18 protein-coding genes are annotated in these 25,767 nt (G+C 68.9%); 11 read left to right on the forward strand and 7 right to left on the reverse strand.

Translation table 11 applies throughout. The annotated features are described in order from the left end of the window. Positions 1 to 140: 140 nt before the first annotated feature. Positions 141 to 1,610: a type VII secretion integral membrane protein EccD gene (eccD, locus tag R2E43_RS09980; protein WP_161270242.1), complete on the reverse strand. Its 1,470-nt coding sequence runs from the start codon at positions 1,608 to 1,610 to the stop codon at positions 141 to 143. A 163-nt stretch (positions 1,611 to 1,773) separates the two neighbouring features. On the opposite strand from eccD, the gene R2E43_RS09985 reads away from it, so the two are divergent. The 7 genes from R2E43_RS09985 (at position 1,774) to R2E43_RS10015 (ending at position 12,629) form a co-directional block, all read left to right on the forward strand. Then, positions 1,774 to 5,739, forward strand: coding sequence for a type VII secretion protein EccC (locus tag R2E43_RS09985; protein WP_011030426.1), 3,966 nt, complete (start codon positions 1,774 to 1,776; stop codon positions 5,737 to 5,739). A gap of 71 nt (positions 5,740 to 5,810) precedes the next feature. Next, a complete protein-coding gene (locus tag R2E43_RS09990) occupies positions 5,811 to 6,299 on the forward strand; it encodes a hypothetical protein (protein ID WP_011030425.1) in 489 nt (162 codons plus the stop codon). Then, a complete protein-coding gene (locus R2E43_RS09995; RefSeq protein WP_011030424.1) occupies positions 6,299 to 7,852 on the forward strand; it encodes a WXG100 family type VII secretion target in 1,554 nt (517 codons plus the stop codon). Before R2E43_RS09990 ends, R2E43_RS09995 begins: the two co-directional genes overlap by 1 nt. Positions 7,853 to 7,882: 30 nt before the next feature. Continuing rightward, positions 7,883 to 9,235 carry a type VII secretion-associated serine protease mycosin gene (gene mycP / locus R2E43_RS10000; protein ID WP_011030423.1) on the forward strand — a complete coding sequence of 451 codons (1,353 nt, stop codon included), beginning with the start codon at positions 7,883 to 7,885 and terminating at the stop codon, positions 9,233 to 9,235. A 65-nt stretch (positions 9,236 to 9,300) separates the two neighbouring features. Then, positions 9,301 to 9,723, forward strand: a complete 423-nt coding sequence (locus tag R2E43_RS10005; protein ID WP_011030422.1) for a hypothetical protein — start codon at positions 9,301 to 9,303, stop codon at positions 9,721 to 9,723. Between the two features lies 1 nt (position 9,724). Next, positions 9,725 to 11,962: a DUF6571 family protein gene (locus tag R2E43_RS10010; protein WP_011030421.1), complete on the forward strand. Its 2,238-nt coding sequence runs from the start codon at positions 9,725 to 9,727 to the stop codon at positions 11,960 to 11,962. A 28-nt stretch (positions 11,963 to 11,990) separates the two neighbouring features. After that, positions 11,991 to 12,629, forward strand: a complete 639-nt coding sequence (locus R2E43_RS10015; RefSeq protein WP_011030420.1) for a hypothetical protein — start codon at positions 11,991 to 11,993, stop codon at positions 12,627 to 12,629. A gap of 30 nt (positions 12,630 to 12,659) precedes the next feature. Here R2E43_RS10015 and R2E43_RS10020 read toward each other — a convergent pair whose 3' ends face one another. The 3 genes from R2E43_RS10020 to R2E43_RS10030 form a co-directional block, all read right to left on the reverse strand. Beyond that, positions 12,660 to 13,262, reverse strand: coding sequence for a hypothetical protein (locus R2E43_RS10020; RefSeq protein WP_319215511.1), 603 nt, complete (start codon positions 13,260 to 13,262; stop codon positions 12,660 to 12,662). 623 nt (positions 13,263 to 13,885) lie between these two features. Further along, a complete protein-coding gene (locus tag R2E43_RS10025) occupies positions 13,886 to 14,197 on the reverse strand; it encodes a WXG100 family type VII secretion target (protein ID WP_011030417.1) in 312 nt (103 codons plus the stop codon). A gap of 36 nt (positions 14,198 to 14,233) precedes the next feature. Beyond that, the gene (locus R2E43_RS10030) at positions 14,234 to 14,566 is read right to left on the reverse strand and encodes a WXG100 family type VII secretion target (RefSeq protein WP_161270240.1); all 333 of its coding nucleotides are present in this window, start codon (positions 14,564 to 14,566) and stop codon (positions 14,234 to 14,236) included. Between the two features lie 345 nt (positions 14,567 to 14,911). Between R2E43_RS10030 and R2E43_RS10035 the strand changes: the two genes are divergently transcribed. Further along, positions 14,912 to 15,208: a DUF397 domain-containing protein gene (locus tag R2E43_RS10035; RefSeq protein WP_011030415.1), complete on the forward strand. Its 297-nt coding sequence runs from the start codon at positions 14,912 to 14,914 to the stop codon at positions 15,206 to 15,208. A 28-nt stretch (positions 15,209 to 15,236) separates the two neighbouring features. Here R2E43_RS10035 and mycP (R2E43_RS10040) read toward each other — a convergent pair whose 3' ends face one another. Beyond that, positions 15,237 to 16,478: a type VII secretion-associated serine protease mycosin gene (mycP, locus tag R2E43_RS10040; RefSeq protein ID WP_011030414.1), complete on the reverse strand. Its 1,242-nt coding sequence runs from the start codon at positions 16,476 to 16,478 to the stop codon at positions 15,237 to 15,239. A 71-nt stretch (positions 16,479 to 16,549) separates the two neighbouring features. Then, positions 16,550 to 18,076 carry a type VII secretion protein EccB gene (gene eccB, locus R2E43_RS10045; protein ID WP_011030413.1) on the reverse strand — a complete coding sequence of 509 codons (1,527 nt, stop codon included), beginning with the start codon at positions 18,074 to 18,076 and terminating at the stop codon, positions 16,550 to 16,552. A gap of 184 nt (positions 18,077 to 18,260) precedes the next feature. On the opposite strand from eccB, the gene eccE reads away from it, so the two are divergent. Both eccE and R2E43_RS10055 read left to right on the forward strand, forming a co-directional pair. Further along, on the forward strand, positions 18,261 to 19,529 hold the full coding sequence (gene eccE / locus R2E43_RS10050) for a type VII secretion protein EccE (RefSeq protein WP_332056126.1): 1,269 nt from the start codon (positions 18,261 to 18,263) through the stop codon (positions 19,527 to 19,529). Next, positions 19,526 to 20,326 carry a hypothetical protein gene (locus tag R2E43_RS10055; RefSeq protein ID WP_332056127.1) on the forward strand — a complete coding sequence of 267 codons (801 nt, stop codon included), beginning with the start codon at positions 19,526 to 19,528 and terminating at the stop codon, positions 20,324 to 20,326. Before eccE ends, R2E43_RS10055 begins: the two co-directional genes overlap by 4 nt. A gap of 37 nt (positions 20,327 to 20,363) precedes the next feature. Here the strand turns inward: R2E43_RS10055 and R2E43_RS10060 are convergent, their stop codons facing one another. Then, positions 20,364 to 21,707 (reverse strand): outer membrane protein assembly factor BamB family protein, encoded by a 1,344-nt coding sequence (locus R2E43_RS10060; protein ID WP_246551164.1) that lies wholly within the window; start codon positions 21,705 to 21,707, stop codon positions 20,364 to 20,366. 709 nt (positions 21,708 to 22,416) lie between these two features. Between R2E43_RS10060 and R2E43_RS10065 the strand changes: the two genes are divergently transcribed. Then, positions 22,417 to 25,650 (forward strand): SCO5717 family growth-regulating ATPase, encoded by a 3,234-nt coding sequence (locus R2E43_RS10065; protein WP_332056128.1) that lies wholly within the window; start codon positions 22,417 to 22,419, stop codon positions 25,648 to 25,650. The last annotated feature ends 117 nt before the right edge of the window (positions 25,651 to 25,767 follow it).

Here is a 25,767-nt window from a genome sequence, read left to right on the forward strand (position 1 = left end):
GATCTTCCGTAACTCGGAAGGCGGGGATCCGCTGGGCGCGGCCTCCAGGGCTCACAGCTCCGGGGGCGCGTACACAAACGGCCGTTACACAGGGTACCAGCCGGGAGGTGCCGCTCTGTCCGTGCCTGGGCGGCAGCCGGTCAGCCGGTCATCGAGCGAACCTCGGCGAGCACGCCCAGCACCGCGAGACAGAGGGGGACCAGCGTCAGCAGGACGGCTCCCTCGGTCAGATCGAGCAGTCTGCCCCAGAACGGCGACAGACCCTTGCGCGGGATGACGAGTCCGACGGCGGTGATCAGCGCGGCACCCGCCGCGATCGCTGCGGTCAGCCAGATGGTCCGGAGGTCGAGCGCTCCCCTGTCGCCGTGCAGGACGAACTCGGTCAGGGCGGCCGTGGGTGGGTTCAGCGCAAGGCCGAGCAGCAGCAGGACGATCGTCGCCAGGCCCGCCACCAGCACACACGTCACCTGGGAGGTGTAGCGGAACAGGCGCGCCCTGATCAGCATGGACAAGCCGACTGCCAGGGCCAGGAGCTGGGCCCACACGTCGTCCGAGAAGCCGAGTACGGCCCCGGCCCCGACCACGACCGTGGCGGTGCCGCCGACCAGCCCCAGCAGCAGCTCGTGACCCCGTCGGGCCTGGGCCGCGATGCGCTCGGCGTCGAGCGGACCGATTTCGGGACCGTGCGCGAGTTCCGGGTCGAAGTCGTCCTGGGCCGCCGAGCGCGGCGCCGCGTATCCGATGGGCAGCCGGGCGAACCGCGCCGACATGCCCGGCAGGAAGGCGACCAGGCCGATCGCGCAAGGGGCACACACGGCGGCGGTCTCGGTCGCGGTCGCGTCCGCGACAACGGCGAGGAAGGTCGCGAGGGACCCGACGGCCGCGAGGAAGGTGGCCGCCACGAACGGGGCGTCCGAGCTCGGCGCCAGTGCCACCAGGACCACCGAGGCCACCAGCACGGTCAGACAGCCCAGCAGAAACTGCAGTCTCCCCGGCCCCTGCCCTGCGTCCGGGCCGACGATGCCGGATCCGGCGATCAGCAGCAGCACCAGGGCCGGCAGCCCGAGCGTGGTCGCCGAGGCACGGTCCGCGTACACCCGCACCCGTACGCCCGCGAACGCGGTGAGCAGCACGCCGAGACCGCCCGCGACGATGCCGGGCAGGCCGTGCATGTCGTGGCGCAGGGGGTCGGCGAACCAGAGGACGAAGCCGATCATCACCACCAGCAGCGCACCGCCGACCAGCCCGGCGACGCGCAGCAGGTCGTCGCTCCAGAGGTGGCGGTCGCGGACGACGGCGGAGGCGACGGCGTCGGACACGTCGTCGTAGACGGCCGGCGGGAGGGACTCGGCGAAGGGGCGCAGGCTCAGCACCTCCCCGTCGAGGACCCTCTCTTCGGCGAGCGTGCGTGCGCCGTCGATGACGCGACCGTCCCTGCGCACCAGGTGGTAACCGGTCGGCGTACCGGCGGACTGGGTCTGCTGGGCCAGGCGCAGGATCTCCGGATAGAGGTCGGCCACGGGCAGGTCCACCGGCAGTGCCACGTCGATGCGGGCGTCGGGCGCCACGACCGTGACTCGGCAGAAACCCGTTGCCGTGGTCGAACTCACCTTCACTGACCCCCTGCTTCGCTGATGCGTGCGCTGCGTCGGCCACCCTACCGACAGGCACCGTCCGTCACGACGCGTAGTATCCCCGAGCAGCGGGGAACGGCCGGTGCCACGGGGGCGCCGGTGAGAATTAGCCGCTCCGTACAGGGGGATTGAGGCTTCGGTGAGCCAGTTCGTCATCAAGCGCCCGCCTCGTACGCTGCCGCCCGACGTCCCCTCGGACGAGTTGCTTCTGGAAGCCCCGCCCGAACTGCCGCGCGGGCAGCAGGAGGGCGTGCTGATGCAGGTGCTGCCCACGCTCGGCATGGGCTCGTCGGTGGTGTTCTACTTCGCATCGCCCAATGCTCATCCGTTCATGCGGATCATGGGCGTGGTCATGCTGATGTCGACGGCCGCGATGGTGGTCGCGCAGATCGTCCGCTATCGCCGAGGTACGCAGGGGCAGATGGCCGATGTGCGCCGTGACTACCTCCGCTATCTCGCCCAGACACGGCGCCGGATCCGCCGGACGGCCCTGCGGCAGCGTGACGCGCAGTTGTATCTGCACCCCGCCCCCGACCAGCTGTGGGCCGTGGTCGCGGAGGGCAGCCGGGTGTGGGAGCGACGGATCGGCGATGCCGACTTCGGTCAGGTCCGCCTCGGTCTCGGGCCGCAGCAGCTGTCGACCCCTCTCGTCGCGCCGGACACCGCACCAGTGGACGAGCTGGAACCGCTGTGCGCGGGAGCCATGCAGCGCTTCCTCGCCGTGCACGGCCAGTTGGACGCCCTGCCGGTAGCGCTGTCGCTGCGCGCCTTCTACCACGTGACGGTGTCCGGTGATCCGGAGCAGGCCCGGTCCACGGCCCGTGCGCTGGTGGCCCAGGCGACGACCTTGCACTCCCCCGACGACCTGGTCGTCGCCGTCGTCACCGCGCCCGGAGCGGTGAGCCGCTGGGACTGGTCGAAGTGGCTGCCGCACTGCCAAGTGGCCGGGCAACTGGACGGTGCCGGCAGCCGGCGCCTGTTCGGGGACGACCTGGGCGAGCTGGAACCGCTGCTCGCCGCCCACCTAGACGGACGGCCGCGCTTCAGCCGTGATGGTCGGCCGCTCCTCGACCAGCCTCACATCCTCGTCGTGCTGGACGGCGGCATGGTGCCGCCGACCTCGGCCTTCGCAGCCGCGGAGGGCTTGCAGGGGGTTACCGTCGTCGAGGTGGTCGCCGGTGAACTCGACCAGCCCAGGGGGGACCTCTCCGTCGTTGTACGCCCGGATCGGCTCTGGCTGGACTCGGGGGGCGGTGTCGCCTACGAGGGCGCGCCCGACGTGATGCCCCTGCCCGGCGCCGAGGCACTGGCCCGGCAGCTCGCGCCGCTGCGCATGGGCGGCGGTGACGACGACGAACCCTTGCTGGCCAACTTGGACTTCACCGAGCTGCTCGGGCTGGGTGACGCCGCCTCGGTGGACGTACGACGCACCTGGCGCCCCCGGTCCACACCGGAGCGGCTGCGCGTGCCGATCGGCGTCGGCGAGGACGGCAGGCCCGTGATGCTGGACCTCAAGGAGGCCGCACAGGACGGTATGGGTCCGCACGGACTGTGCGTGGGCGCGACGGGCTCCGGCAAGTCCGAGCTCTTGCGCACCCTGGTGCTGGGCCTGGCCGTCACCCACTCCTCCGAGACACTCAACTTCGTGCTGGCGGACTTCAAGGGCGGCGCGACCTTCGCGGGCATGTCGCAGATGCCGCACGTCGCCGCGGTCATCACCAATCTCGCCGACGACCTCACCCTGGTCGACCGCATGGGTGATGCGATCCGCGGAGAGCTGCAGCGCCGCCAGGAGTTGCTGCGCTCGGCCGGCAACTACGCCAATCTCCACGACTACGAGAAGGCCCGGGCCGCGGGCGCCCCGCTGGAGCCGCTGGCCTCCCTCGTCCTCGTGATCGACGAGTTCAGTGAACTCCTCACCGCCAAACCCGACTTCATCGACATGTTCATCCAGATCGGCCGGATCGGCCGCTCGCTGGGCGTGCACCTGCTGCTCGCCTCGCAGCGCCTGGAGGAGGGGCGACTGCGCGGTCTCGACACATACCTGTCCTACCGAGTCGGTCTGCGCACCTTCTCGGCAGCCGAGTCACGGGCGGCGCTGGGTGTGCCGGACGCCTACCACCTTCCGTCCGTGCCCGGTTCGGGCTACCTGAAGTTCGGCACGGAGGAGATGGTCCGGTTCAAGGCCGCCTATGTGTCCGGCCCCTACCGCGGGGGCGCGCCGGACACCTCCGCGAGCCGCGTGCCGGTCGAGCGCAGGCCCTCCCTGTTCACCGCCGTGCACGTGCCGGTGACTTACGCGGCGCCCGACCCGGAGAGGGACGAGCGTGCCGCCGCAGGGCGGCAGGAGGACGACGCCCTGGCCGACACCGTGCTGGACGTCATCGTGCAGCGCCTGGAAGGCCAGGGTGTGGCGGCGCACCAGGTGTGGCTACCGCCTCTGGACGAGGCTCCCACCATGGACCAGGTGCTTCCCGCGCTGGCAGTCACGCCGGAACGCGGCGTGCAAGCGCGGGAGTACACCCGACTGGGCGGGCTGACGGTGCCACTCGGCCTGATCGACAAGCCTTTCGAGCAGAAGCGTGAGGTCCTTTACCAGGACTTCTCGGCAGCCTCGGGACACATGTTGGTGGTGGGCGGTCCCCAGTCGGGCAAGTCGACGCTGCTGCGCACGCTGATCGCGTCGTTCGCGCTCACCCACACGCCGTACGAAGTGCAGTTCTACTGCCTGGACTTCGGTGGCGGAGGACTCGCGTCGATGAATGACCTGCCTCATGTGGGCGGTGTGGCCTCCCGGCTCGACCCCGAACGGGTGCGTCGGACAGTTGCGGAGGTGGCCGGCATCCTCAGCCGCCGCGAGCAGTTCTTCCGGACGCACGGCATCGACTCCGTCGCCACCTACCGTCGCCGCCGCGCGGCCGGAGAGCTGCCCGGCGAGCCGTGGGGCGACGTCTTCCTGGTCGTCGACGGGTGGGGCAACTTCCGCAACGACTACGAGGGGCTGGAGGGCGTCGTCCACGACATCGCCGGCCGCGGGCTGGGCTATGGCGTCCACGTGGTGCTTTCCGCGTCCCGCTACATGGAAGTGCGCGCGGCTCTCAAGGACCAGATCATCGGCCGCCTGGAACTGCGACTGGGCGACGCCATGGACTCCGAGTTCGACCGCAAGGTCGCGCTGAACGTGCCGACGGGGGTGCCCGGCCGGGGGCAGGTGCCTCAGAAGCTGCACTTCATGACCGCGCTGCCGCGGCTCGACTCGACACCGGACGTCGAGAGCCTCTCGGAGGCCACGGCGCAGCTGGTGCAGGCGGTCAAGGTCAACTGGGCCGGGCCGCCGGCGCCCACGGTGCGGCTGCTGCCGCGCAAGCTCCCGGCCGACCAGTTGCCCAAGGGCTTCGAGTTCCCCCAGCACGGCATCGCCATCGGTATCGACGAGGCGAACCTGGAGCCAGTCTTCATCGATCTGGACACCGATCCCTTCCTCCTGGTCCTCGGCGACAGCGAATCCGGCAAGACGAACCTGCTCCGGCTGATCGCCAAGCAGATCGCGGAGCGCTACACCCCCGCCGAGGCCCGGATCGTCGTCGGTGACTACCGGCGCACCATGCTGGAGGCGGTGTCGGAGGAGCACCTGCTGGAGTACGCCCCCATGGCGTCGGCGATGCAGGTCCACATGGATGCCATCAACCAGTTCATGGAGATGCGCGCTCCCAAGCCGGACATCACCCCGCAACAGTTGCGCGACCGCAGCTGGTGGAGCGGCCCGCAGCTGTTCGTCGTCGTCGACGACTACGAACTGGTCGCGGCCGGCTCCGGCAACCCTCTGGCCCAGCTCGTGGAACACCTGCCGTTCGCCCGCGACGTGGGCGTGAAGTTCATCGTCGCGCGCAGCTCGGCAGGCGCATCCCGGGCACTGTACGAGCCCTTCCTGCAGCGCCTGAAGGAACTGGGCACGCAGGGCGTGATCCTTTCGGGCGACCCCAGCGAGGGCGACATTCTCGGCAACGTCCGAGGGCGGCCCATGCCGCCAGGGCGTGGCGTGTTCGTTTCGCGCAAGCGCGGTACGCCGCTGATTCAAGTGGGTCTGCTTCCACAACGGCATTAGAGTGATCGCCCGAGTGGTGACTCGGCGTGACCCAACGTGACACAAGTTGGCTGAACGGGGAGGCGGTTGAGGTGGGTTCGAACGGGGGCGGCACACCGGACACGGGTACGTCATTCGACAACCTGTCCCACGTGAATCCGGCGATGGCGCTGGACATCCAGCACGACGCCATGAAGGGCTTCAAGAAACGTGTCGACGAACTGCTGCTGGAGCTCGACAGGTCCGAGGCGGCACCGGGCAAGGTCGGCCAGGACAAGCTGACACGCGCCCATCTGGGCTCGGCGGAGTTCAAAGAGGCACAGTTCCTCTACGACTCGTACGCCGTCGTCCACGAGGAGCTGGAGAAGCTGTCCAAGGCCCTCAGCGCGCAGATCGAGGGCATGGGACTGGCGGTGCACGCGTCGCGGGTCGGTTACGAGAACCTCGACGGCGACATCCGGGCGCGCATGAGGGCGGTCAACGCGGAGGCGGAGAAATACTACGTGGCGGGTCGGGATCCGTATGCCGACCGACGCGGCGGACCGCCTCCGGAGTCCGATTCGAGCGATGAGGGCCTGTGATGGGTGAGCAGCCCGGACCGCGGCAGCCGAAACTTGCCCGCACCGACTTCGAGTCCATGACCCACGAGCAGCTCGCGGCCCTCCTTGACTCGGCCAGCCCGGAGAGTGCCTCGCACCTGGCGACCAAGCTCACCAAGGCCGCCTCGACGATCACCAAGATCGGCGACGACCTGATGACGCACACCAAGGGCCTCGAATGGCAGGGTGAGGCTGGCGACACCTTCCGCGACTGGGGCGGCCAGGCGGCGAGTTCCACGCTCCGGCTCGGCCAGTACGCCGAGGTGGCCTCGCGCTGGATGGCCACGGTGGCCCAGGCGGTCGTCGAGGCGAAGGCAGCGCTGCCGGACACCTCGGAGACGACCCAGGCCAAGGCCGACCTGGCCGCAGCGAAGAAGACACTGGCGGCTACACAGGAACCAGGCGCCCGCAACGACCCCGACGCCCGCAAGCTGGCCCAGACCGCGCAGTCCGACGCGACGACGGCGCAACAGCGCATGGAGGCTGCCCGGGGGGAGGCCATCCAGCAGCTGCGGAAGCTGGCGCAGACGTACGAGTACTCCGCGCAGCAGGTGAACAGTGTGGAGCCGCCTACGTTCTCACCGCCGAGCACTCACTTCGGCGATACGGACTGGAAGCCCGGCGAGTACATTTCCGTCCCGTCGCATGGCGCCTCCGGTGCCGGAGGCGGCTCAGGTACGCCTGCGGTGGTCCAAGGCGGCCAGGACAGTGGCTCGCGTGTCGGGGCTCAGCCGCACCCGTACAGCGGTGCCTCCGAAGGCGCCTCGCCCGGGCTCAGCAGCGCGTCCGCCGACAGCCGTCGTCCCGTCGCCATGGACATTGACGGGCTGACGACCTTGCCGGAGCGGCCCGGACCGACTCCGCAACCTGGGCCGAACACGCCTCTTCCTCGGTCCGATGCGCCGCCCGGGCAGCCCGTCGTCGGTCCGCCGGTCCTGCAGAACAGCGGTGGTGGCACGAACAACCCGGCGAGTGGCCGGATGCCGGTGGTACCCCGTCCACCGCTCCCCCCTTCACAAGGGCCGGGCTCAGGAGGTGTCCGAGTCCCACCGCTGCGCGACAGCGGAATTGTGGGCGGGAAGCCCGTTACGCCGACGACCGGCCGTCCTTCCGGGGGTATCCCCCGCGGAACGGTCATCGGTGGGCAGGGCCCTGAAGGTCGTGCCCCCATGGTCCGCGGCCTCACTCCCGGCCTTCCCGGTGGTACTGGCGGCAGCGGACAGGGAGGCACGATCGGCAGCCGGCGCCTTGCCTCCCAGACAGGTGGGATGACCGGTGCCGTGGCGGGCCAGAACGGTCGTCTTCCCATGGGTCGTCCCATGACGCCGGGAGGAACGGGGCTGCCGCGGCCGGCAAGCTCTTCTCAGTCGCCCCGTGCGGCAGTGTTGGGCCGGCCGACGGGGGGCGTTCCTCGTACCGGCGGCACGGGCTCGCGGCAGCAGGATCAGCGTGGAACCGACCGACCCGACTACCTCTCCGAAGACGAAGAGACCTGGCAGCGCGGACGCCGCTCGTTGCCGCCAGTCGTGGAGTGACCCCCACCCCTGCCAACCCCCAGGAAAGTCATGCGTGCCAGCAGTAGACGAAACATGCGCCCTGCCTCAGTGCTCTCGGCTGGCCTCGGCCTGTTGCTGGTTGGCGTCGCCGCCGCTCCGGCGCATGCCGAGTCGGTTCGCGACCTCCAATGGCATCTTGACGCGATGCACGCCGAAGAGATGTGGAAGGTGAGCACCGGCCGCGGCATCACCGTCGCTGTCATCGACACGGGGGTCGACGATTCGCTGCCCGATCTCAAGGGACAAGTCCTGAAGGGCAAGGACTACTCGGACCAGCCGGGCGACGAGCGAACCGACCACGAGGGCCATGGCACCGGCATGGCCGCGCTCATCGCAGGCACTGGGAAACACGGGAGCAAGAGCGGGGCTTACGGCCTCGCTCCGGGTGTGGAGATCCTTCCCATCCGGATGCCCGAGAAGATCGAGGGGTTGGACTTCACCTCGGGTCACAACGCCGCACGGGACTTCAGCAAGGCCATCCGATTCGCGGCGGACTCGGATGCGAAGGTCATCAACATCTCGATGGGACAGGCAGAGTCCGGCACGAAGGGCGGCGTCGACACTTCTGAGCTGGACGCCGCCGTGAAGTACGCCGTAGACAAGGGAAAACTGATCTTCGCGGCCGCCGGCAACGAGGGCGACGGAGCTAACCGCCCCCGCTTTCCCGCCTCCACACCAGGCGTCGTGGCCGTCGGATCGATCAACGAGAAGGTCAAGCGCAGCTCGTTCTCGGAGTGGGGGCCAGAGATCGACGTCACCGCGCCCGGGGAGGACTTGGTCCACGCGTGCATCGGTGGCACCGGAGTGTGCAGGACCAGCGGCACGAGTGATGCCACAGCCATCGCCTCGGCATCCGCCGCCCTCGTCTGGTCGAAGCACCCGACCTGGACCAACAACCAGGTCCTCCGTGTCCTGATCAACACGATGAAGGGCAACGAGGAGGAGTGGACTCACAACGAGTCCTTCGGCTACGGCATCGTCCGCCCAAGGGTCGCACTGCAGAACCCCGGCGACCCCGGCCCTGCCGACGAGTACCCGCTGCCGGACCTCGCCGCGGCGGCGGCTTCCAAGTCTCCGTCGCCAGAGGCGTCCCCGTCCGGTGACGCTGCTGAGAATCCCGCCGGAGGCACGTACCAGGCGGCCGCGTCCACTTCGGAGGACGACAGCAGCACGTCACTCTGGATCGCCTTGGGCGTCGCTGCGGCCGTGGTCGTCGGTGCCGCGATCACCTTCGCCGTGCTCCGCACCCGACGCCGCCGCGTCGAGCAGCCGACGGCGCCCGGTTCTCCGGCGACTCCCGCGTACGCCCCTCCGCAGCAGTACCCGCCCCACGGGACGCCAGGCTCGGGCCAGCGGGACTGAGGCCGAGGACCGGACATCCGGTACGACAACGAATCAGTCGTCAGTGACGCCAGAAGAGGACCACCGTGTCATTCGATGAGATGTGGGGCCAGGCCCGCAACGCCGCCGCCGCGCGCCGGCACAGCAGCATGCAACTGAACCAGCTCGCCCCTGTCGACGCAGGTGGTGGTTCGTCCCCGAGCCTCCATGTGGATGCCGGTGTCCTGGAGGAACGCGCCACGAAGGCTGACACCGTTCGCACGAACTTCAAGGACGCGGACAACAAAGTGATGACAGCGACGGGCCGCGTCGAGTTGAAGGGCTTCAAGTCGGACTCCGCGCTGTCGACTTTCCAAAAGCGCTGGCGCTCGCAGATGCAGTACATGGACGACCTGCTCGGCAAAGGGGTAGCGGGAAATCTCCGCACTTCTGCCGCCGAGTTCCGGAAGGAAGAAGACAAGCGACGCCGAGCGGCCAAGCGCGAGAACGACAGCGATGGAAAGAAGTGACATGGCCATCAGTTACGAACAACTACGCTCGGCCGACCTTTCCTCTCTGTCCGACGCTGTTGACGCCTGGCGCCCCCTGCCAGGTCAGTTCGACACCATCGCACGGGCCTTCGGCAGCACCGTCACCAAGGGGTTGCGAGATTCGGACTGGAAGGGGGAAGCGGCAACAGAAGCGCTGGAGAAGTTCGACGTTGTCGAGAAGCAGATGAAATCGGCATCCGACGAGGCTCACGACGTACACGCTCTATTGAAGAGCGCGTTCGATGCGTTCCAGGCAGCGAAGGACGAACTGAAAACAATCGAGAAGTATGTCCATGAAGACAAACATCTCAAGATGAATGAGGGGCGCGTCTACTGCGACCCGTCCACCGCACCTCAGGAACAGCAAGCAGCCCTTCAGAAGGGGTACCTTGATTCGGTCCATGAGTGCAACAACAGGATTCAAGCAGCACTGAAGAGCGCAGAAGACGCAGATACGGCTCTGCACTGGGCGCTCACGATGGACGCCAACGGCAAGAGCCGTGGTTTCAACACACACTCAGCAACGAGCGTGAAGGATGCCGCCGAGGGGCGGAAGGAAGCCCTTCGGGAAGCACGTGCGATGGTCAAGTTGGCGGAATTGGGTGACGGCATGACCACCGCCCAGATCGAACGCATGAACAAGGTCCTTTCCAAATACCAGGGGGATCCCCTCTTCAATGAAAAATTCGCCACCGGACTTGGCGGCAAAGGGGCTCTCCTATTCTGGGCGGAAATGGCTGACCCCAGTAAAGGCGGTTACTCGCGCGTCCCGTACGAGCACAGCAAGGAAAGACTCGAGCAGCTCAAGGCATTGCAAGGAAACCTGGGTCGGACACTCGCGTCAGCCACACACTCAGACAGCAAGGAGATGCGTGCCTGGGAGAAGGAAGTCATCGACCTGGGCAGCAGCAGCCTCGACACCTCTCACGCCGGTAATCCGTACGGCTTCCAGGTCATGAGCAACCTCATGCGTCAGGGCGATTACGACACCCATTTCCTTGATCGCTACGGTAAGGAGCTCATCAAGGCGGACAAGCGCTGGGATTCACCCTTCTCTCCGTCCGACTTCTGGATGCGAAACTCGGAAGCGGATTTGAACTTCGGGGCAGCCGACGACCGGGGCCAGGACCCTATGACTGGGTTCATGGAGGCTCTCGGACACAATCCCAAGGCATCTGTCGAATTCCTTTCCCAAGAAGCAAATTTCGACTACCTGACGTCGGACCGCGAGTGGCCCTCCGACGGAACCGGAAGCAAGGACACCGGGGCATCGGCCGGGTATCGGTCGCTGTCCCATGCTTTGGAATCAGCGACTACAGGGCATGCCTACGACACCGGGCCGAGCACCCACATGCCTGCCCACACCAAGGAACAGGCAGACCTGATGACGAAAGTCGTCCAGGGTGTCGCCGATCCGGGGGACGACTTCAAGCTCCACGAGGGCATGGAGGAAAGCTTCGGCCAGATGGCTTCCGAATACATGCCCGACATCCACCGAGAGCTTTCAGGAGGACAGGCGGGGGGCGGGACCCTGGAGGACCTCTATCCGCTCAGTGGAGCACAGGCCACCTTCGGCGAACAGGCGGTCACTCGGTTCATGTACGAACTGGGGCAGAGCCCTGACGGATACAAGGCCCTCAATGTCGGGGAAGCTCTGTACACGAGCGAACTGATGGGCTACCACCTGGCTAACCCGGATGCCTATGGCGAGTCGACAAAGAACACCATTCAGCAGATTTCAGCGAGTAACTCCGAAGTCCAGGGAGTCCTTGGCCTCGCCCGTCAGGACTCTGATCTGCAGAAGAGCGCCGAAGGCGATGCCGCGTTCAACAAGGACATGGACAAGTGGAAGGCCTGGGCAACTACAGCCGCCAACATCGGAATCGGTGCCGGCGTGAGTACGGTCGCTTCTCCTGTCGCCGGCGCGTTTGCTGTGGCAGCCACGGAGGACCTGACGGGGCAGATGATCGACGGGCTGTTCCCCGACCCTCGGGACAGCTCGCAGGAGGCACTGTTCCAGTCAGGCAAAGACTGGGAGAAGCACAAGGACTCGACCCTGGCAGCCGCACAGCAGGCCGCGTCAGCAGCAGACCTGGCACATTCGTCTGGCTTGAACCAGGCTGAGATCGAGTCCGCTGTACGTGACGGCCACTTCCAGGGCAACGACCGCGCCCATTCCGTGCTGCGCGAGTACAGAGAGAATCAGCACAAGGCGTGACACCCCTTCGGAAGCGCGGGAGAAGTAGATGACGAAGTTGACGGTGCGTCGGCCATTGATCGTCGTGGTCGCCGCTGCGGTGGTTGCCGTAGGAGCCGGGCTCGCAGTGTGGGCCACTGCGTTCCGGAGCGATGCGAAAGAGCTCAGGGCTTCTGAGACATGCAACGAGGGGGTGTTCTCTGCCAATGTCGAGCCTCTGGAGCGGCTCGTCTCCCCCGACTCGTCGTTCACCTCGGAGTGGTCCCGAGAGGTGTCTGACAGCTCACTGCTCCTCACCTGTAGCAACTCGACCTCCCATGCATCCGTCAAGATGACCGCCGAACTGAAGGACGGCTCCGTCAAGGACTGGCGGACACAGCTGGGAGGGGCCGACACTGCCGATGGGACACGCTTCGACGTCGGCACGGAAGCGTTCGTCTGGGACAAGCAGGCGGCCGTGTACGTCGTCTGCAAGCCTCACTCCGCAGGGTCCAGCCATACGGCCGGCCTGAAGGATCCCTATCTGTCGATTCTGGTTTCTGCCAGCGGCTCGGTGGAGAGGGACAGCGAAACGCGGCGGCAGGACCTCGCTCACTTGGCCAGCCGCATGTTCTTCGAGGCACAGCTGCAAACAGGATGTCAGGAGGATTTCATCGCCCCTTCGGGACCACCTCGCCTGACAGATTGAGAACGCCACCATTCACGACCGGTCCGCGGTTCATCGCCGACGGCGAGACTGGAAACCTGTGACCTCAGGCACGACGCGCCCGGCAGCCTTGTGCAGGGTCCGTTTCGCGATGCCGGCCGCCTCCGTGACCTCGCCCTGTGCACTGTTGATCCTCTCGATCAGTTCCGCCTTCGCGGTCCTACCCGGGTTGGTCTCGGGAGGCCGGGTGGGCAGCTTCGTATCACCGGCCTTGATCGCCACGTAGTAGTCGTCCACGGCCCTGGCGTACTGGCGGGAGAGGTCGCGGGCCGTGGGTGCCTCGTGGTCGAGAATCTGTCGGGTGAGGCGCTGGACTCTCAAGCACCTCGCGGTAGGCGAGTACGGCGACGCCCGCCTCAACGAACGCGTCCGTGGCACCATCGAGTTCCTTGGGCAGTTTCTTGACCGTCTTGCGGAACTCCTCGACAGCCTCGCCCTGCAGGGATCGGTATTGAGCTTGCGCAGCTTCTCCGCGCCCTCCCTGAAGTGTGCGGCCGCGCCGCCGAGTCTCTTGATGAGCCGGTCGAGCTCGGCGGGTTTGCCCGGCACCCAGTCCTCAACGGTGTCTTCGGGAGCGATCCAGATGCGGCAGAAGAGGAACCGTTTGTCCGTCATGCCGGGTGCCCCTGCTCCTGCCTCTATTTCTGGGTCTGCTCAGTTCCGTTGTCCTGACCGTCACGATCGACCGGCTCCAGGCGGCCGCGGAACTCGATGCTTTCCTCGGCTATTCCGTGTCCCTCCAGGAATGAAGTGACGGGGTGTTCGTCCTCGAACTGCGCCTGGCCCTCGAGACAAGCCGTACGGCGCGCTCGGCGGCCGGGTCCAGCCATACGTCGAGTCCCGGTGGCAGCAGATCGAGGAGGTCGGCGCCCGTTGTCGAGAACCACCCTCCTCCGCCCGTGAACAGCTCGAGCTGTTCCAGCGACGTGAACACGGGGACCAGCAGGGGCGGTGTCAGTAGTGGTGACCAGGTCGAGGATGCGGGATCGCGGCGGTGCGTCGACGGCCGGGGGATTCGGCGCGACAACCGTCAAGAAGCCCGAATCCTCCGGTCGTTCGCAGTACACACGGGCATGGATGAACGCATCGAAGGCCTCCTGTGGAGAGACCTCGTCCATCGCCCGTTGCGCAGTCTTGGCCGGGCCTGCCGTGTCGTCCGGCTGCCGCCGTGGAAGCCCGGATGCGGGGAAGCGGCCCGAGCCGCCTTCCCCTCCGTCCGGCAGTGGCAGTGTGGGGCTTCAGCCCATCAGCATGCGGAAGCGGGCCGCGTTGCCCTTGTCCGTGTCCTGGTAGCCGATGACCGAGTCGTCCAGGAGCTGGGCGATGCGGGCCAGCTTCTGGCACATCTGGTCCATCTCCGTGGCGCTGCTGCGCTGGATCTCGCCGTAGGCGGTCTTCGCCTCGCCCTGCCACGTCTCGGCGACGGCCGCGACCTTGCGCATGAGGGTCTCCAGGCCCTCGGAAAGTTCCCTGGTCGTCTTGCGCACGTCGATGGCGGCCTGGGTGACCGTGTCGTAGTTGACGGCTGTGCGGTCGTAATTGACGCTCACTGTCCGGTTCTCCTCGGTTGCGTACGGCGCTGCGGGTCAGGCGAGGTCGGTGATGCGGCTGGTCACCTGGTACGAATTGTCCACTTTGCGGATCTCCGAGACCCGGTCCTGCTCGTGCTGGGTGAAGCCCTTGACGCTCATGCGCATGACCTCTTCGAGGTCGACGAGGTTGTCCTGCAACTTCTTGAGATGCTGGTTCACACCGCGCTGAACGGAGTCGAACTCCTTGCCCGCGGCGCCCTGCCAGCCCCCCTGAATCATGTCCACGACGGCGTTGAGCGACGTCACCCGGCTGCTCACATCCGTGTGGAAGGTGCGGATCTTGTCAGCGAGATCTGTCAGGTCCTGGTCGCTGTAATCGACGCTCATGGTCTCTTGCCCTTCCTCTGAAGCACTGGTGGCTGTCACCACCGTGACGGGTCCGCCCGGACCGATGTCCGGGCTCTCCTGGCGGGCAAGAACCGCTCCGGCTCCCGCGCGACGCGTGGTCGCTACGTCGCACCGCCCCCGTGCCGGCACCACGCATGCGCGCGATACCCGCGATTACTCTAGTCACTTGATCCGCTGGTTCCAACGGCGGAGCGTCATCAGGGCAGTTCGGGGGCAGGGGGCCGGGCGTCAGTGGCCGTCGGCTGCTTCCGCCACCGAGGCAGGGGCAGGGCCAGTAAGGTTGTCGGGGATCGTTGGTAAGCCGCCTGAAAGGACACCTCCGCCATGGCCCAGGTGCCGGACGAGGACGTCAAAGCCCGCAAGGAGCGCGAGCGGGACGAGCTGTACGCGCTCGACATCTCGGGTGTGGAGTGGCACAGCGCGCCGGGGACGGAGGAACACGAGGAGCGGGTGGAGATCGCCTATCTGCCCGACGGAGCCGTGGCCATGCGGTCGTCGCTGGATCCGGAGACGGTGCTGCGGTACACCGAGGCGGAGTGGCGGGCTTTCGTCCTGGGTGCGCGGGACGGGGAGTTCGACCTGGAGCCGGCGCCGGGCGACGGGGGCGTCGTCGCCGAGTGACGCCGGTGCTCGCGCCGCCGCCCCGCGATCACGGACGCCGGCGGCGCCGCAGGTCGCGCAGGACCACTCCCGTACCCGAGATGAGCACGACGAGGACGGCGCCGACGGACAGGCCGTAGACGGCGTACCGGCGATCGCGTTCCTCGGGGGTCTCGGCCAGGGAGAACGGTGCCACGTCCGGCGCCTCGGCGCTCCTTACGCCCGGGTCGGGGGTCGGAGACGAAGGGGGCCTACCGGAGTCCGCCTCCTGGACCGCGCGCACGGGATCCACCACTCCCCAGCCGACGAAGTCGTCGTGGCCGTTGACCGAGCGCTCGGCCGTCTGCTCGATTCGGGTCACGATCTGGGCCGGGGTCCAGTCGGGGTACTTCTCTTTGAGGAGGACCGCCACCCCGGCGACGAACGGGGCCGAGAAGCTGGTGCCGCTGTCCGTGCACTGGCCGCCGCCGGGGACGGTGGAGACGATGTCGACGCCGGGTGCGGCCACACCGACGAAGTCGCCGGGCTGGGAGAATGCGGCACGCTCGTTGTTGCGGTCCGAGGAGGCAACGGCGAGGACGCCCTCGAAGGCGGCGGGGTAAGTGTCCTTGGTCTTGCCGTCCAAGCCGTCGTTGCCTGCGGAGGCCACGACGACGACGCCCTGAGCGAGGGCCTCGCGTACCGCTTCTGCCAGCTCGGAGGTCGCGGCCAGGGGCTTGGTGGTGTCCTGGGAGATGTTGACCACGTCGGCGCCCTTGGCGACCGCGTGTCTGATGGCCGCGGCCATCGAGTCCGAGTCACCGCTGCTGTCCGCGTCGTTCTGGCGGACGGGAATGACGGTGGCTCCCGGTGCCAGCCCCACGAATCCCGTTCCCTCAGCCGGGCGGGCGGCGATGATGCCGGCGACCTTGGTGCCGTGGCCCACTTCGTCGTGGGTCGGGTCGCCACCTTTGCCCTTGGTGAGCAGGTCGAGTCCGGCGGCCTTGTCCACGGCGTCGGTCAACTGGGGGTTGTCGTCGTCCACGCCGGTGTCGATCACCGCGACCCGTACGCCCTTGCCCTTGCGCGTGCCCTGCCAGAGCTCGTCGAGCAGGACCCGCTGGAGCGGCCAGGGCCGGGCCTTGAACTGTTGTTCGCTGGGGAACGTGCACGAGCCGCTGCCGGCCAGCCGGAGAGGCTCCCGCGTGTCCACCGCGGAGTACCCGCTCGGCACGCTCGGCGCGCACGTGCTCAGCGCCGTCAGCAGCACGGCGGCGGCCAGCGTGGGTGCCTTCGTCAGCGGCTGCTGCACGTCTTCCCCGTCCTTCCTGTCCTCGGCACTGCGGTTCTGGGATCCTGAAGCCGGTCGTCGAAGCGGTGTGGTCAGGAACCCTGCGGCTGTCGGGCGCTGTTGGTGTCCAGCCGCGGCCCCTTGGCCAGGAACTCCGACCACGCCAGCGGCACCTTCGCCGGGCGTACGTTCTCGTAGCCGAGCTTCACCTGTGCCTCGCTGGGCTCCGGGCTGCCGTCCGAAGTCTTCTTCCGGCCGTCGGCACCGATGTCCGACCTGTCTGCGTCGCTGTCCCCATTGGCCTGCACGGCGTACCTCAGGCCGGTGTCGGTGACGAGGAACAGTGAACCCGAGTCCGTGCCGGTGCCCTGGATCTGGGTGTACAGCAGACCCGTGCCCGGAGTGACGTGCGTGCTCGTGCCGTCCGAGGTGATCTCGGCCGGGTACTGCTGTCCGGCCCAGGTGCTGAGGGTGGTGTCGCCCTCCGTGTCCACCTTTCTGAGGACGCTGCACACCGTGTCGCGCCCCGTCCCGGCGGAGGCAGAGTTGACCTGGTGGACGCGTTGACGGGGCCAGTCGTCCGGCTGGCCCTCGAAGGGGTCGGGTTCCGCGGTGAAGTCCTGCAGGCCCACGGTGCGGGCCTCGCCGTTCATGTTCAACGTGGCCGTCTGCGGCGAGGTGATCAGGAGCCAGGCGGTGAACTCGGTGATCGGCTGTACCTTGCCCGGCAGGACGACGTAGTATTTCGTCCCTTCCCCGGTCTCCGTCTTCAGGACCGTGCCCACCTTGTTCTCCTGCGCCGACAGGGCGCCGGACACGCCCGCTGGCGTGCCGACGGCGGGCGGCAGCGGGGGGAAGCGGATCGGATCACCCTGATGGAGCGTCGCGAGCCACTCGTTGGTGACGAGCTGCGGCTTGCGAGAGCCCACGAGTGCGGTGGTGAGCGCATCGGACTCGGTGCCGGTGACATGGTAAGAGCTTCCCTCGGCGTCGACCAGGTACCGCTCGCCCGTGCGGGTGGCCACGTACAGGGTGTCGCCGCCCTTCAGTCGACCGGCGCCCTCCGTCTTCGCCGCCTCCTGCGAAGCGAGGACGAACGTAGCCTCCTGAACCGTCTCCCCCTTGCCGCCGGGCTGTTCGCAGACGGCCCAGCGTTTGGCCCGGCCTGCCTCTTCGGGCGCGGGCAGCCGGTCGGGCGCGTACGGGATGCCCAGGATAGGACCGCGCGGGATCTCCCCCGAGTCGAGGACGTCGTCGCCCACCTGGACGACCTCGTAGGTGCCGTCTTTCATGAGCAGCCGGGCGGAGGCCAGATTCAACACGGGGTGCAGGCGGGTGTCGCCGTCCGTCTTGAGAACGACATAACGCGTGGTCGACTGCTTGCCCACGATGACTCGTGCACCGGGTTCGTCCCAGCCGGACGGTGCGGTCGGCTGGAACATGCCCCAGGCTCCGAAGACGGCCAGCGTCAGTGCCCCGGCGACCAGGCTCGGCACCACCGTGCGCAACGGTTTGGGGGCGCCCTCCTCCGTTCCCGAAGGTGACGGCTGAAGGAATGCTGCCAGCAGGCGCCGCTTCGCGAACGTGTAGGCGTTGAGCTCGTCCCGCCGTGATGCCATGAGTGACCGTCTCTCCCCGTGCCGGTCAGGGACGATTACCTCGTCCACCCCGTACTGACAGACCGACCCCTACTATGCCTGCTGACGGCGACGCGATGATCGGCGGGTAGGGTGTTCGGGTCTTCAAGAGCCGCGCGCGCTACCCATATTGCAGCTGTCGGCTCGGCAGATTCGGGGGAACTGAATGATGGCTTCCGGGACACGTACGCGAAACCGCGGCCGGACGCGGGCCCCGAACGCCGCACACCTGAGAGCGCGTCCCGGACAGGGCACGTCGTCCAGGTTGCAACGGCTGCTGCTGGTGGAACTCGCCCTGGCCGCCCTGCTCGTCGGCTGGACCGTGGGCAAGGTGGCCATGGTGCCGGCTGCCCTGCTCGCCGTCGCGCTGGTACTGATCGCCTTCGCCCGCCGCCGGGGCCGGTCGGTCCCCGACTGGTTGTCCACCGCACGGGGACTGCGGCACCGGCTCAGGCGAGCCGGTGCCGTGGCGATCCCGCCCGGGACGGAGCCGGCTCTGGTACCGGCCCTCGAGTGCGAGCCCGCGCTGCGCACCTACTCCTGTGGGGCACACGACCGGCGGCCGGTGGGCATCGTCGGGGACGGCACATTCGTCACGGCCGTCGTCCAGGTCGAGGCGGACGCCACCGCTCTGCGGGCTGAACGGAGCCGGCAACCGTTGCCGCTGAGAATCGTGCGCGACGCCCTGGCGGTGGACGGGATCCGGCTCGAGTCGGCACAGATCGTGCTCCACACCCAGCCGGCACCCGCACTGCACCTGCCGCGGCAGTCGGTGGCGGTCGCCAACTACGCCCCGTTGCAGGAACGGACGGGCACGCCAGCCGTACGCCTCACCTGGGTCGCTCTGAAACTGGACCCGGAGTTGTGCCCGGAGGCCGTGGCGGCACGCGGGGGCGGGCTCGTCGGAGCTCAGAAGTGTGTGGCGCGCGCTGCGCACCACCTGGCCAGCAGACTCACCGGGGCCGGCTTCCGCACCACCGTTCTCCGGGAGGAGGAACTGGTCACGGCCCTCGCCACCTCCATGTGTGCCAATCCCCTGGTAACCGCAGAAGCCGGACGCACCGAGCAGCGCCAGCCGCGCACCCGCGAGTCGGCGCGCAGTTGGCGATGCGACAACCGCCGGCACACCACCTACTGGATTCGCCGGTGGCCCCATCTCGGCGGCGATCAGTCCTCCTCGCTGCCGCAGTTCGTGGCCGATGTGACGTCGGTACCGGCGCTGGCGACCACCTTCAGTCTCCGTCTGTCGCAGGCCGGACAGGAAGTGTCGGTGCGCGGGCATCTGCGAGTGACTGGCCGCAGTGACGACGAACTGGTCGCCGCGCGGCGGGCGCTGCAGGACGCCGCCCGGCGGTCGGGCACCGGACTGGCCCGGCTCGACCGTGAGCAATTGCCCGGCGTTCTGGCCACCCTGCCCCTGGGAGGCACACGATGAGTTCTCTCTCCACCCGGCCGGCCGACGGCGCGGACGGGAGGGCACGGAGCGAGGCCGGGACCGGTTCTTCGCCGGGCGCACGCCGCGCCCCCCGGCGCTTTCTGAAGGGTTTCGGGTTGCTGGGCCCGCGACATGGTGCCCACACGGTCCCGGCCGTGCAGTTGGACGCGCTCGCGCTGCCCCTCGGTGACGACGGTGTCGTCATCGGTGTGGACGCGGAAGGCCGCCCCGCTGTGCTCGGCGTGAACAGACCCACTCCGTACGACGTGGTTCTCATCGCCGGTCTGTGGACCGCCCAGGTCATCGCCCTGCGCGCCGCCGCGACTGGCGCGCGGGTCGCGGTGGAGACGGGGCGCCCCCAGGCGTGGGTGCAGTTGGTCCACGCCATGGGCGGGGGGCAGAACGGCTTGGCGGTGTACAACGTCGGGCGCGTGCCGCCCCAGGGGGCGTCGGCGGGCACGCCGGTGCTGGTGGTGAGGGACTGCGGTATGCGGCCGCCGCGTGGGCGCGTCGCCTCCGGCCCCTGGCAGTCGGTGCTCACACTGTTGCCGTATCTCAGCCCGGTCGCGCCGCGGCTCATGCGTCAGGCACGTCTGACGGGTGTTCAGCGGGTGTCGCCGGACGAGGCCGCGGAGCTGGGACGCGTCCTGGCGCTCTCCCGGACCGAGACGGAGTCCTTGCCTTCGCTCGCCGACGGCATGACCCTCTGGTGCGCGGACCGGGACCGCCAGTACGTGATGACGCAGCCCACGGACGGAGAGACCGGGCTGCTGGGTACGCCGCGCCGGATGGACTGATCACCAGGTGCCGCGCCGTTCTCTCCGAACCGGCCGGTCAGGACTTCTGTGGTACAACGCTGCCGATGCCGAGTACGAGGTAGCTCCACTGCTTCTTCTTGCCGTCGCCGGGCCCGTTCGCGGACTTGACTCCGAAGAAGAGTCGCCCGTCCTGGACGACGATGTCGTTCTGATCCGTCATTGTCATCAACTGTGCCTCGCTCGGCAGTCCGAAGTAGAGGAACGGCACCTCCTCGTCCGTCCGCGGATCCAGAGCGACGAGTGCGTTCGGCGCGATGTGGTCGTCGCTCAGGCGCAGAGCGAGAAGGCGGTCGCCGCTCATGCGCACCGGTTGGAGCAGAGCACCGGGGCCGGAGTCGAACTTCTTGGTCGTGTCCCCCGTGGCGAGGTCGAAGCCGATGATCCAGTTGTACGTCTGCTCCTCGAGTTGGTCCTTGCTGCGGATGAAGACCTGTTCCTTTCCGACGGCGATGGTCGGGCAGTCGTCGATCATGAGGTATTCGGTGTCTGAGCATTCAGCGACGTACGCGCCGTTGCGGAGACTGATGGTGGCTCGGTTGTGGCCCTGGTCGTCGAGGGAGATGAGGTCGGTGATCCCGGTGTCACCGGCGGACACGGCGAGGACGGTCGGGGCGACGGAGGGCACATGGAGGCTGCGGATGCCCTCGGCGGCGGTATACGTCCACAGGGCTGCGCCCGTGGCCAGGTCCAGCTTCCGCAGCCGGTACGTGATGTCCCGCCAGGATCCGGCGGGACCGGGGTCACCGTTCCAGCAGTATTCCCGGACGATCAGTCCTCGGCCGCCGACCACCCCCATGTCCTGACAGGGCGCGGTGGTCGCCGTGGACCAACGGGTGGCCCCGCCCTTCATGTCGTAGCCAATGGTGCCGCCGCCCCAGGTGACGGCGACCGTGCCGTGTGCGAGGGCCACCCCGGGTCGGTCCTTCTCGGTGCCCGTGGCGTCGCTCGACTCGCGCCCCAGCTGGGAGACGGAGAATCGGTTTTGCCAGAGCAGGCGGCCGTCGTCGAGGTCGACGAAGGCCACCTGGTTGCAGAGGGCCTCGTCCGCCCAGTCGTTCGCCCGGAAGAGGACTGCGGTGCGATTGTCTCCGGTGACCTTGCGGGTGTAACCGCAGATCGGACCGTCGAGCGCGAGCCGCCACTTCTCGTCGCCCGGTGCGGCATCGGTGCCGATACTCATGCCGACAAGGGTCTTGTTGATGCCTTTGGCGAGGATGCGGTCCGTGGCCCACATCCCGGGCATCTCCACGTGTTCGCCGGGCTTCATGTCGTCCACCGAGAACCGGAAGGCCATCGTGCCGTTGATGCTGGCCTGCCGCTCCTCGACCGTGTCACGGACGTCGAGCGGGCCCTGGCCCACTTCTGTCCGTGTCCTCTCGGACACTTGCGAGCCCGCACTGTCGCGCCCCCACAGCATCCAACCGCCGGTGCCCAGCGCCCCCGTGAGGATGACCGCGAGGAGCCCCATCAGCAGCTTGCGGGAACGCCTGGGCCCCCGGCCTCCGGCGTCACCGTGCGCAGTCCGAGCCCCGAAGGGTTCCGCGGCAGGTGAGGGGCTTTGGGACATCGACGGGGGCGGGCCGAAGCTCACTCGTGGCCTCTTCCTGGTTCAGGGAATTCCGACGGTTCCCAGAGAATTCCTGCGGTGGGACGACGGAGATCATCTCCAACTATGCCAGCCTCGCCGTCACTCGATGGAAGCGGGTGATCACGGAACGGGTCATCATCCGTATGAGAGTGGACGGATGAAGCGACAGGAGTGGCGGCACGAGCGGGAGACCACCTGACTTGTCCATGGATATCCCATGAAAATCCCGCGAACACGCAACGTCCGCGATGTTCTCGAGCCGACCGTGACGCCATGGGCGGGCCTTCGGGCGAGGGCGGGGGCTGCCGGGCCGAGGCTCGCGGTGATTAGGCTGGTGTCGGGCGCGACGGCAGAACCCGTGAGCGGGCGTCGGCGTCTCAGGGGGAGAACCGGTGGATCGGACGACCTCGGACAATTTCGAATGACAAGCAAGGGTCGCCCCAGCACGGCTTGAGGGTGCTCGACCACACCAGGAGGAACTGTGAGCAGCGATCGGGACGGGATCCGCGGGGGCTGGGCTACACCCGGCGATGACCAACCCGACGCGGAGTCCTCCGTCGAGACGACCGGTGAGTTCACCATCGACTACGCGCCGCCCGCCTGGTACACGCAGAACGCGTCCGGTGACGGTGGGCAGGGGGAGGGTGAGGGGGCCGATCCGCCCTCCGGTTCGGCCGGTTCTCCCCCGGCTTCCGCTCCGACGGCTCCGCCTGCGCCTCGTGGTCCGGTTCCGCCGTTGCCGGGGCTGACTCCCCCGCCGCACGCGACGCCCCATGGACCTTCCTCCGTGCCGGCTCCCGCCCCGGGCGCGCCCTTCACGCCTCCGCCCCCGGCGCCGGCTCCGGGGGCGGCGTTCACGCCGCCTCCGCCGCCTGGGCCGGGTGCGCCGTTCACTCCGCCCGCGCCGCCGAGCGGGGGGCCGGCCGGGTTGCCCAAGCTGCCGGTGGGGAGTGGGTTCGAGCCGCAGCCGCAGCCGACACCATCGCAGCAGTCCGCGTCGCCCGAGCCCGAGCCGGAGGTTCGGACGCCGGAGCCGGAGGCCATGGCTGACCCGGCGCCTGCCGCGGGGCTCGCGTCTCCCACGGCCCTGCCGACGTTCCCGGCCGGCGGGTTCCAGCTCCAGGCTCCCGCTCCGCCGCCTCCCGCCGAGGAGCCCGAGGCAGCGGCCGAGCCCGAACCTGGACCCGACCGCGAGCCCGACACCGGCGACCTCGACAACGGCGACCTGGAAAGCGGCGCGACCATGCGCTTCTCCTCGGTCGCCCTCAAGCGTGAACTCGCCGAGCGGGCCGCCGCGGAGGACGCCGCCGGGGAGGGTCCGGCGGCCGGTACCGACGAGGTCCGTGACACGCCGGACGAGCCCTTCGTGAGCACGGGCTTCACTGACGCCGACGCCGAAACCGACGCCGACGCCGAAACCGACGTCGACACGGAGTCCGACTTCGAGTCGGTCTCCGACGAGGCTCCCGACGCGGAGTCCGGTGGCGGGTACGGCGACGTGGCCGACCCCCGCCTCGGTGGGTCGGCGCCCGACGCCGAGCCGGAGCCGGAGCCGGAGTCCGAGCCGGTCGTCCTGGCGGCCGTCGCCGAGTCCGAATCCGCCGAGCGGGTCGGCGACGAGCCCGAGGACAGCGTCCCGGCGGCGGACGTGCCCGTGCACGCGGTGCCCGACGACGCCGCGCCGCCGGCCGACAGCGTGCCGCAGGACGCCGTTCCGCAGGACGCGACGCCCCCCGCACCCGAGGGGATGCCGCCGCTGCCTCCGTCGTACCCGCCGGTCGCGCCGGCGGCGGCCCACCAGTGGCCCGCACAGCCCCAGCCCCCGACACAGCCCCAGACCGCGCCCGCGCCTCCCGAGCAGCCGGGCGTAGCGGCGCAGCAGCCTCCCTTCCAGCCGCAGGCTCCGCAGCCGGCGCCCGCCGGGTGGGACGCGCCGCCCGCGCCTCAGCCCGGCTACGGCTTCCCGCAGCCCGGTGCGCAGGCCCCGCAGCCCCAGCCCCACTCCCCCGCCCAGCCGCCCGGCGGATACGGCTTCCCGCAGGCGCCGCAGGCCCCGCACGGGCCGTCGCCGCAGCAGCAGCCGTATCCCGGTGTGCCGCAGCAGCAGGCGCCGCAGGCTCAGGGCGGCGGTCAGGCTCCGCCCGCCCAGCCGGGGCAGCCCGCCCAGCCCGGTCAGCCGATGCAACCCGGTCAGCCGGGGCAGGCTCCCAACGCACCGCAGGCGGCGCCCCACCCGCCCCAGGCGCCCCCCGCCCAGCAGCCGGAGTACCAGCCGCAGGCACAGCAGCCCCAGCCGCAACCGCAGCCCCAGCCGTACCAGCAGCCCGCCGATCCCCGTCTCGGGGCCGCCTGGCCGCAGCCGATGCAGCACGACCAGCGGCAGGCCACCAATCCGGGGGCGGCGCCGCTCGGTTACACGGCGGCCGTGGAGCTGTCGTCCGACCGGCTGGTGAACAACAAGCGGCAGAAGGCGAAGAGCAGCCGTCCGGCGGCCGGTGGTTCGCGGTTCAAGCTGGGCGGTAAGAAGGAGGAGGCCGAGCGGCAGCGGAAGCTGGACCAGATCCGCACCCCGGTGCTGTCCTGCTACCGCATCGCCGTCATCAGCCTCAAGGGCGGCGTCGGCAAGACGACCACCACCACCGCGCTCGGCTCCACGCTCGCCACGGAGCGGCAGGACAAGATCCTCGCGATCGACGCCAACCCGGACGCCGGTACGCTCGGCCGACGGGTGCGCCGGGAGACCGGGGCCACCATCCGGGACCTCGTCCAGGCGATCCCGTATCTCAACTCGTACATGGACATCAGGCGGTTCACCTCGCAGGCCTCGTCCGGTCTGGAGATCATCGCCAACGACGTCGACCCGGCCGTGTCCACGACCTTCAACGACGAGGACTACCGGCGCGCGATCGACGTGCTCGGTCAGCAGTACCCGATCATCCTCACCGACTCGGGCACCGGTCTCCTCTACAGCGCCATGCGCGGCGTGCTCGACCTCGCCGACCAGCTCATCATCATCTCGACGCCGTCCGTGGACGGTGCGAGCAGCGCCAGTACGACCCTGGACTGGCTGTCGGCACACGGCTACGCCGACCTCGTCTCGCGGTCGATCACGGTCATCTCCGGGGTCCGCGAGACCGGCAAGATGATCAAGGTCGACGACATCGTGGGGCACTTCCAGACCCGCTGCCGGGGTGTCGTCGTGGTCCCGTTCGACGAGCACCTGTCCGCCGGTGCCGAGGTCGACCTCGACATGATGCGGCCGAAGGTGCGGGAGGCGTACTTCAACCTCGCGGCCATGGTCGCCGAGGACTTCGTCCGCCACCAGCAGTCGCACGGCCTGTGGACGTCCGACGGCAACCCGCCGCCGGTCGCCGCCCCGCCCATGCCGGGCCAGCAGACGCCGGGGCAGCAGATGCCCGGGCAGCCCATGCCGGGCCAGCCCATGCCCGGCCAGCAGATGCCGCCGCAGCAGGGCCAGCCGATGCCGCCGCAGCCCGGACAGCCCGTGCCGGGCCAGCCGTACCCGCCGCAGCCCGCGCCCGGACAACAGCAGCCGTACCCCCAGCCCGGTTACAACCAGCCCTACGCCCAGCCCGGTTACGGATATCCGCAACCGGGACAGCCGGGACACCCAGGGCAGCCACAGCAACAGCCACAGCAACAGCAACAGCCGCAACAGGGGCAGACGCCCCCTCCGCCCCCGCCCCAGCAGTAGCCCCACCACCTCCGAAGGCCCGCCCCGTCCTCGACGGCGCGGGCCTTCGGGCGTGTGCGAACGGCAACGTCCGCCCCAGCCGCCACGCTCTCACCAGGCAAGCGCCAGTGGTCTGCG

The sequence above is a fragment of the Streptomyces violaceoruber genome (assembly GCF_033406955.1).
Classification (GTDB): domain Bacteria; phylum Actinomycetota; class Actinomycetes; order Streptomycetales; family Streptomycetaceae; genus Streptomyces; species Streptomyces violaceoruber.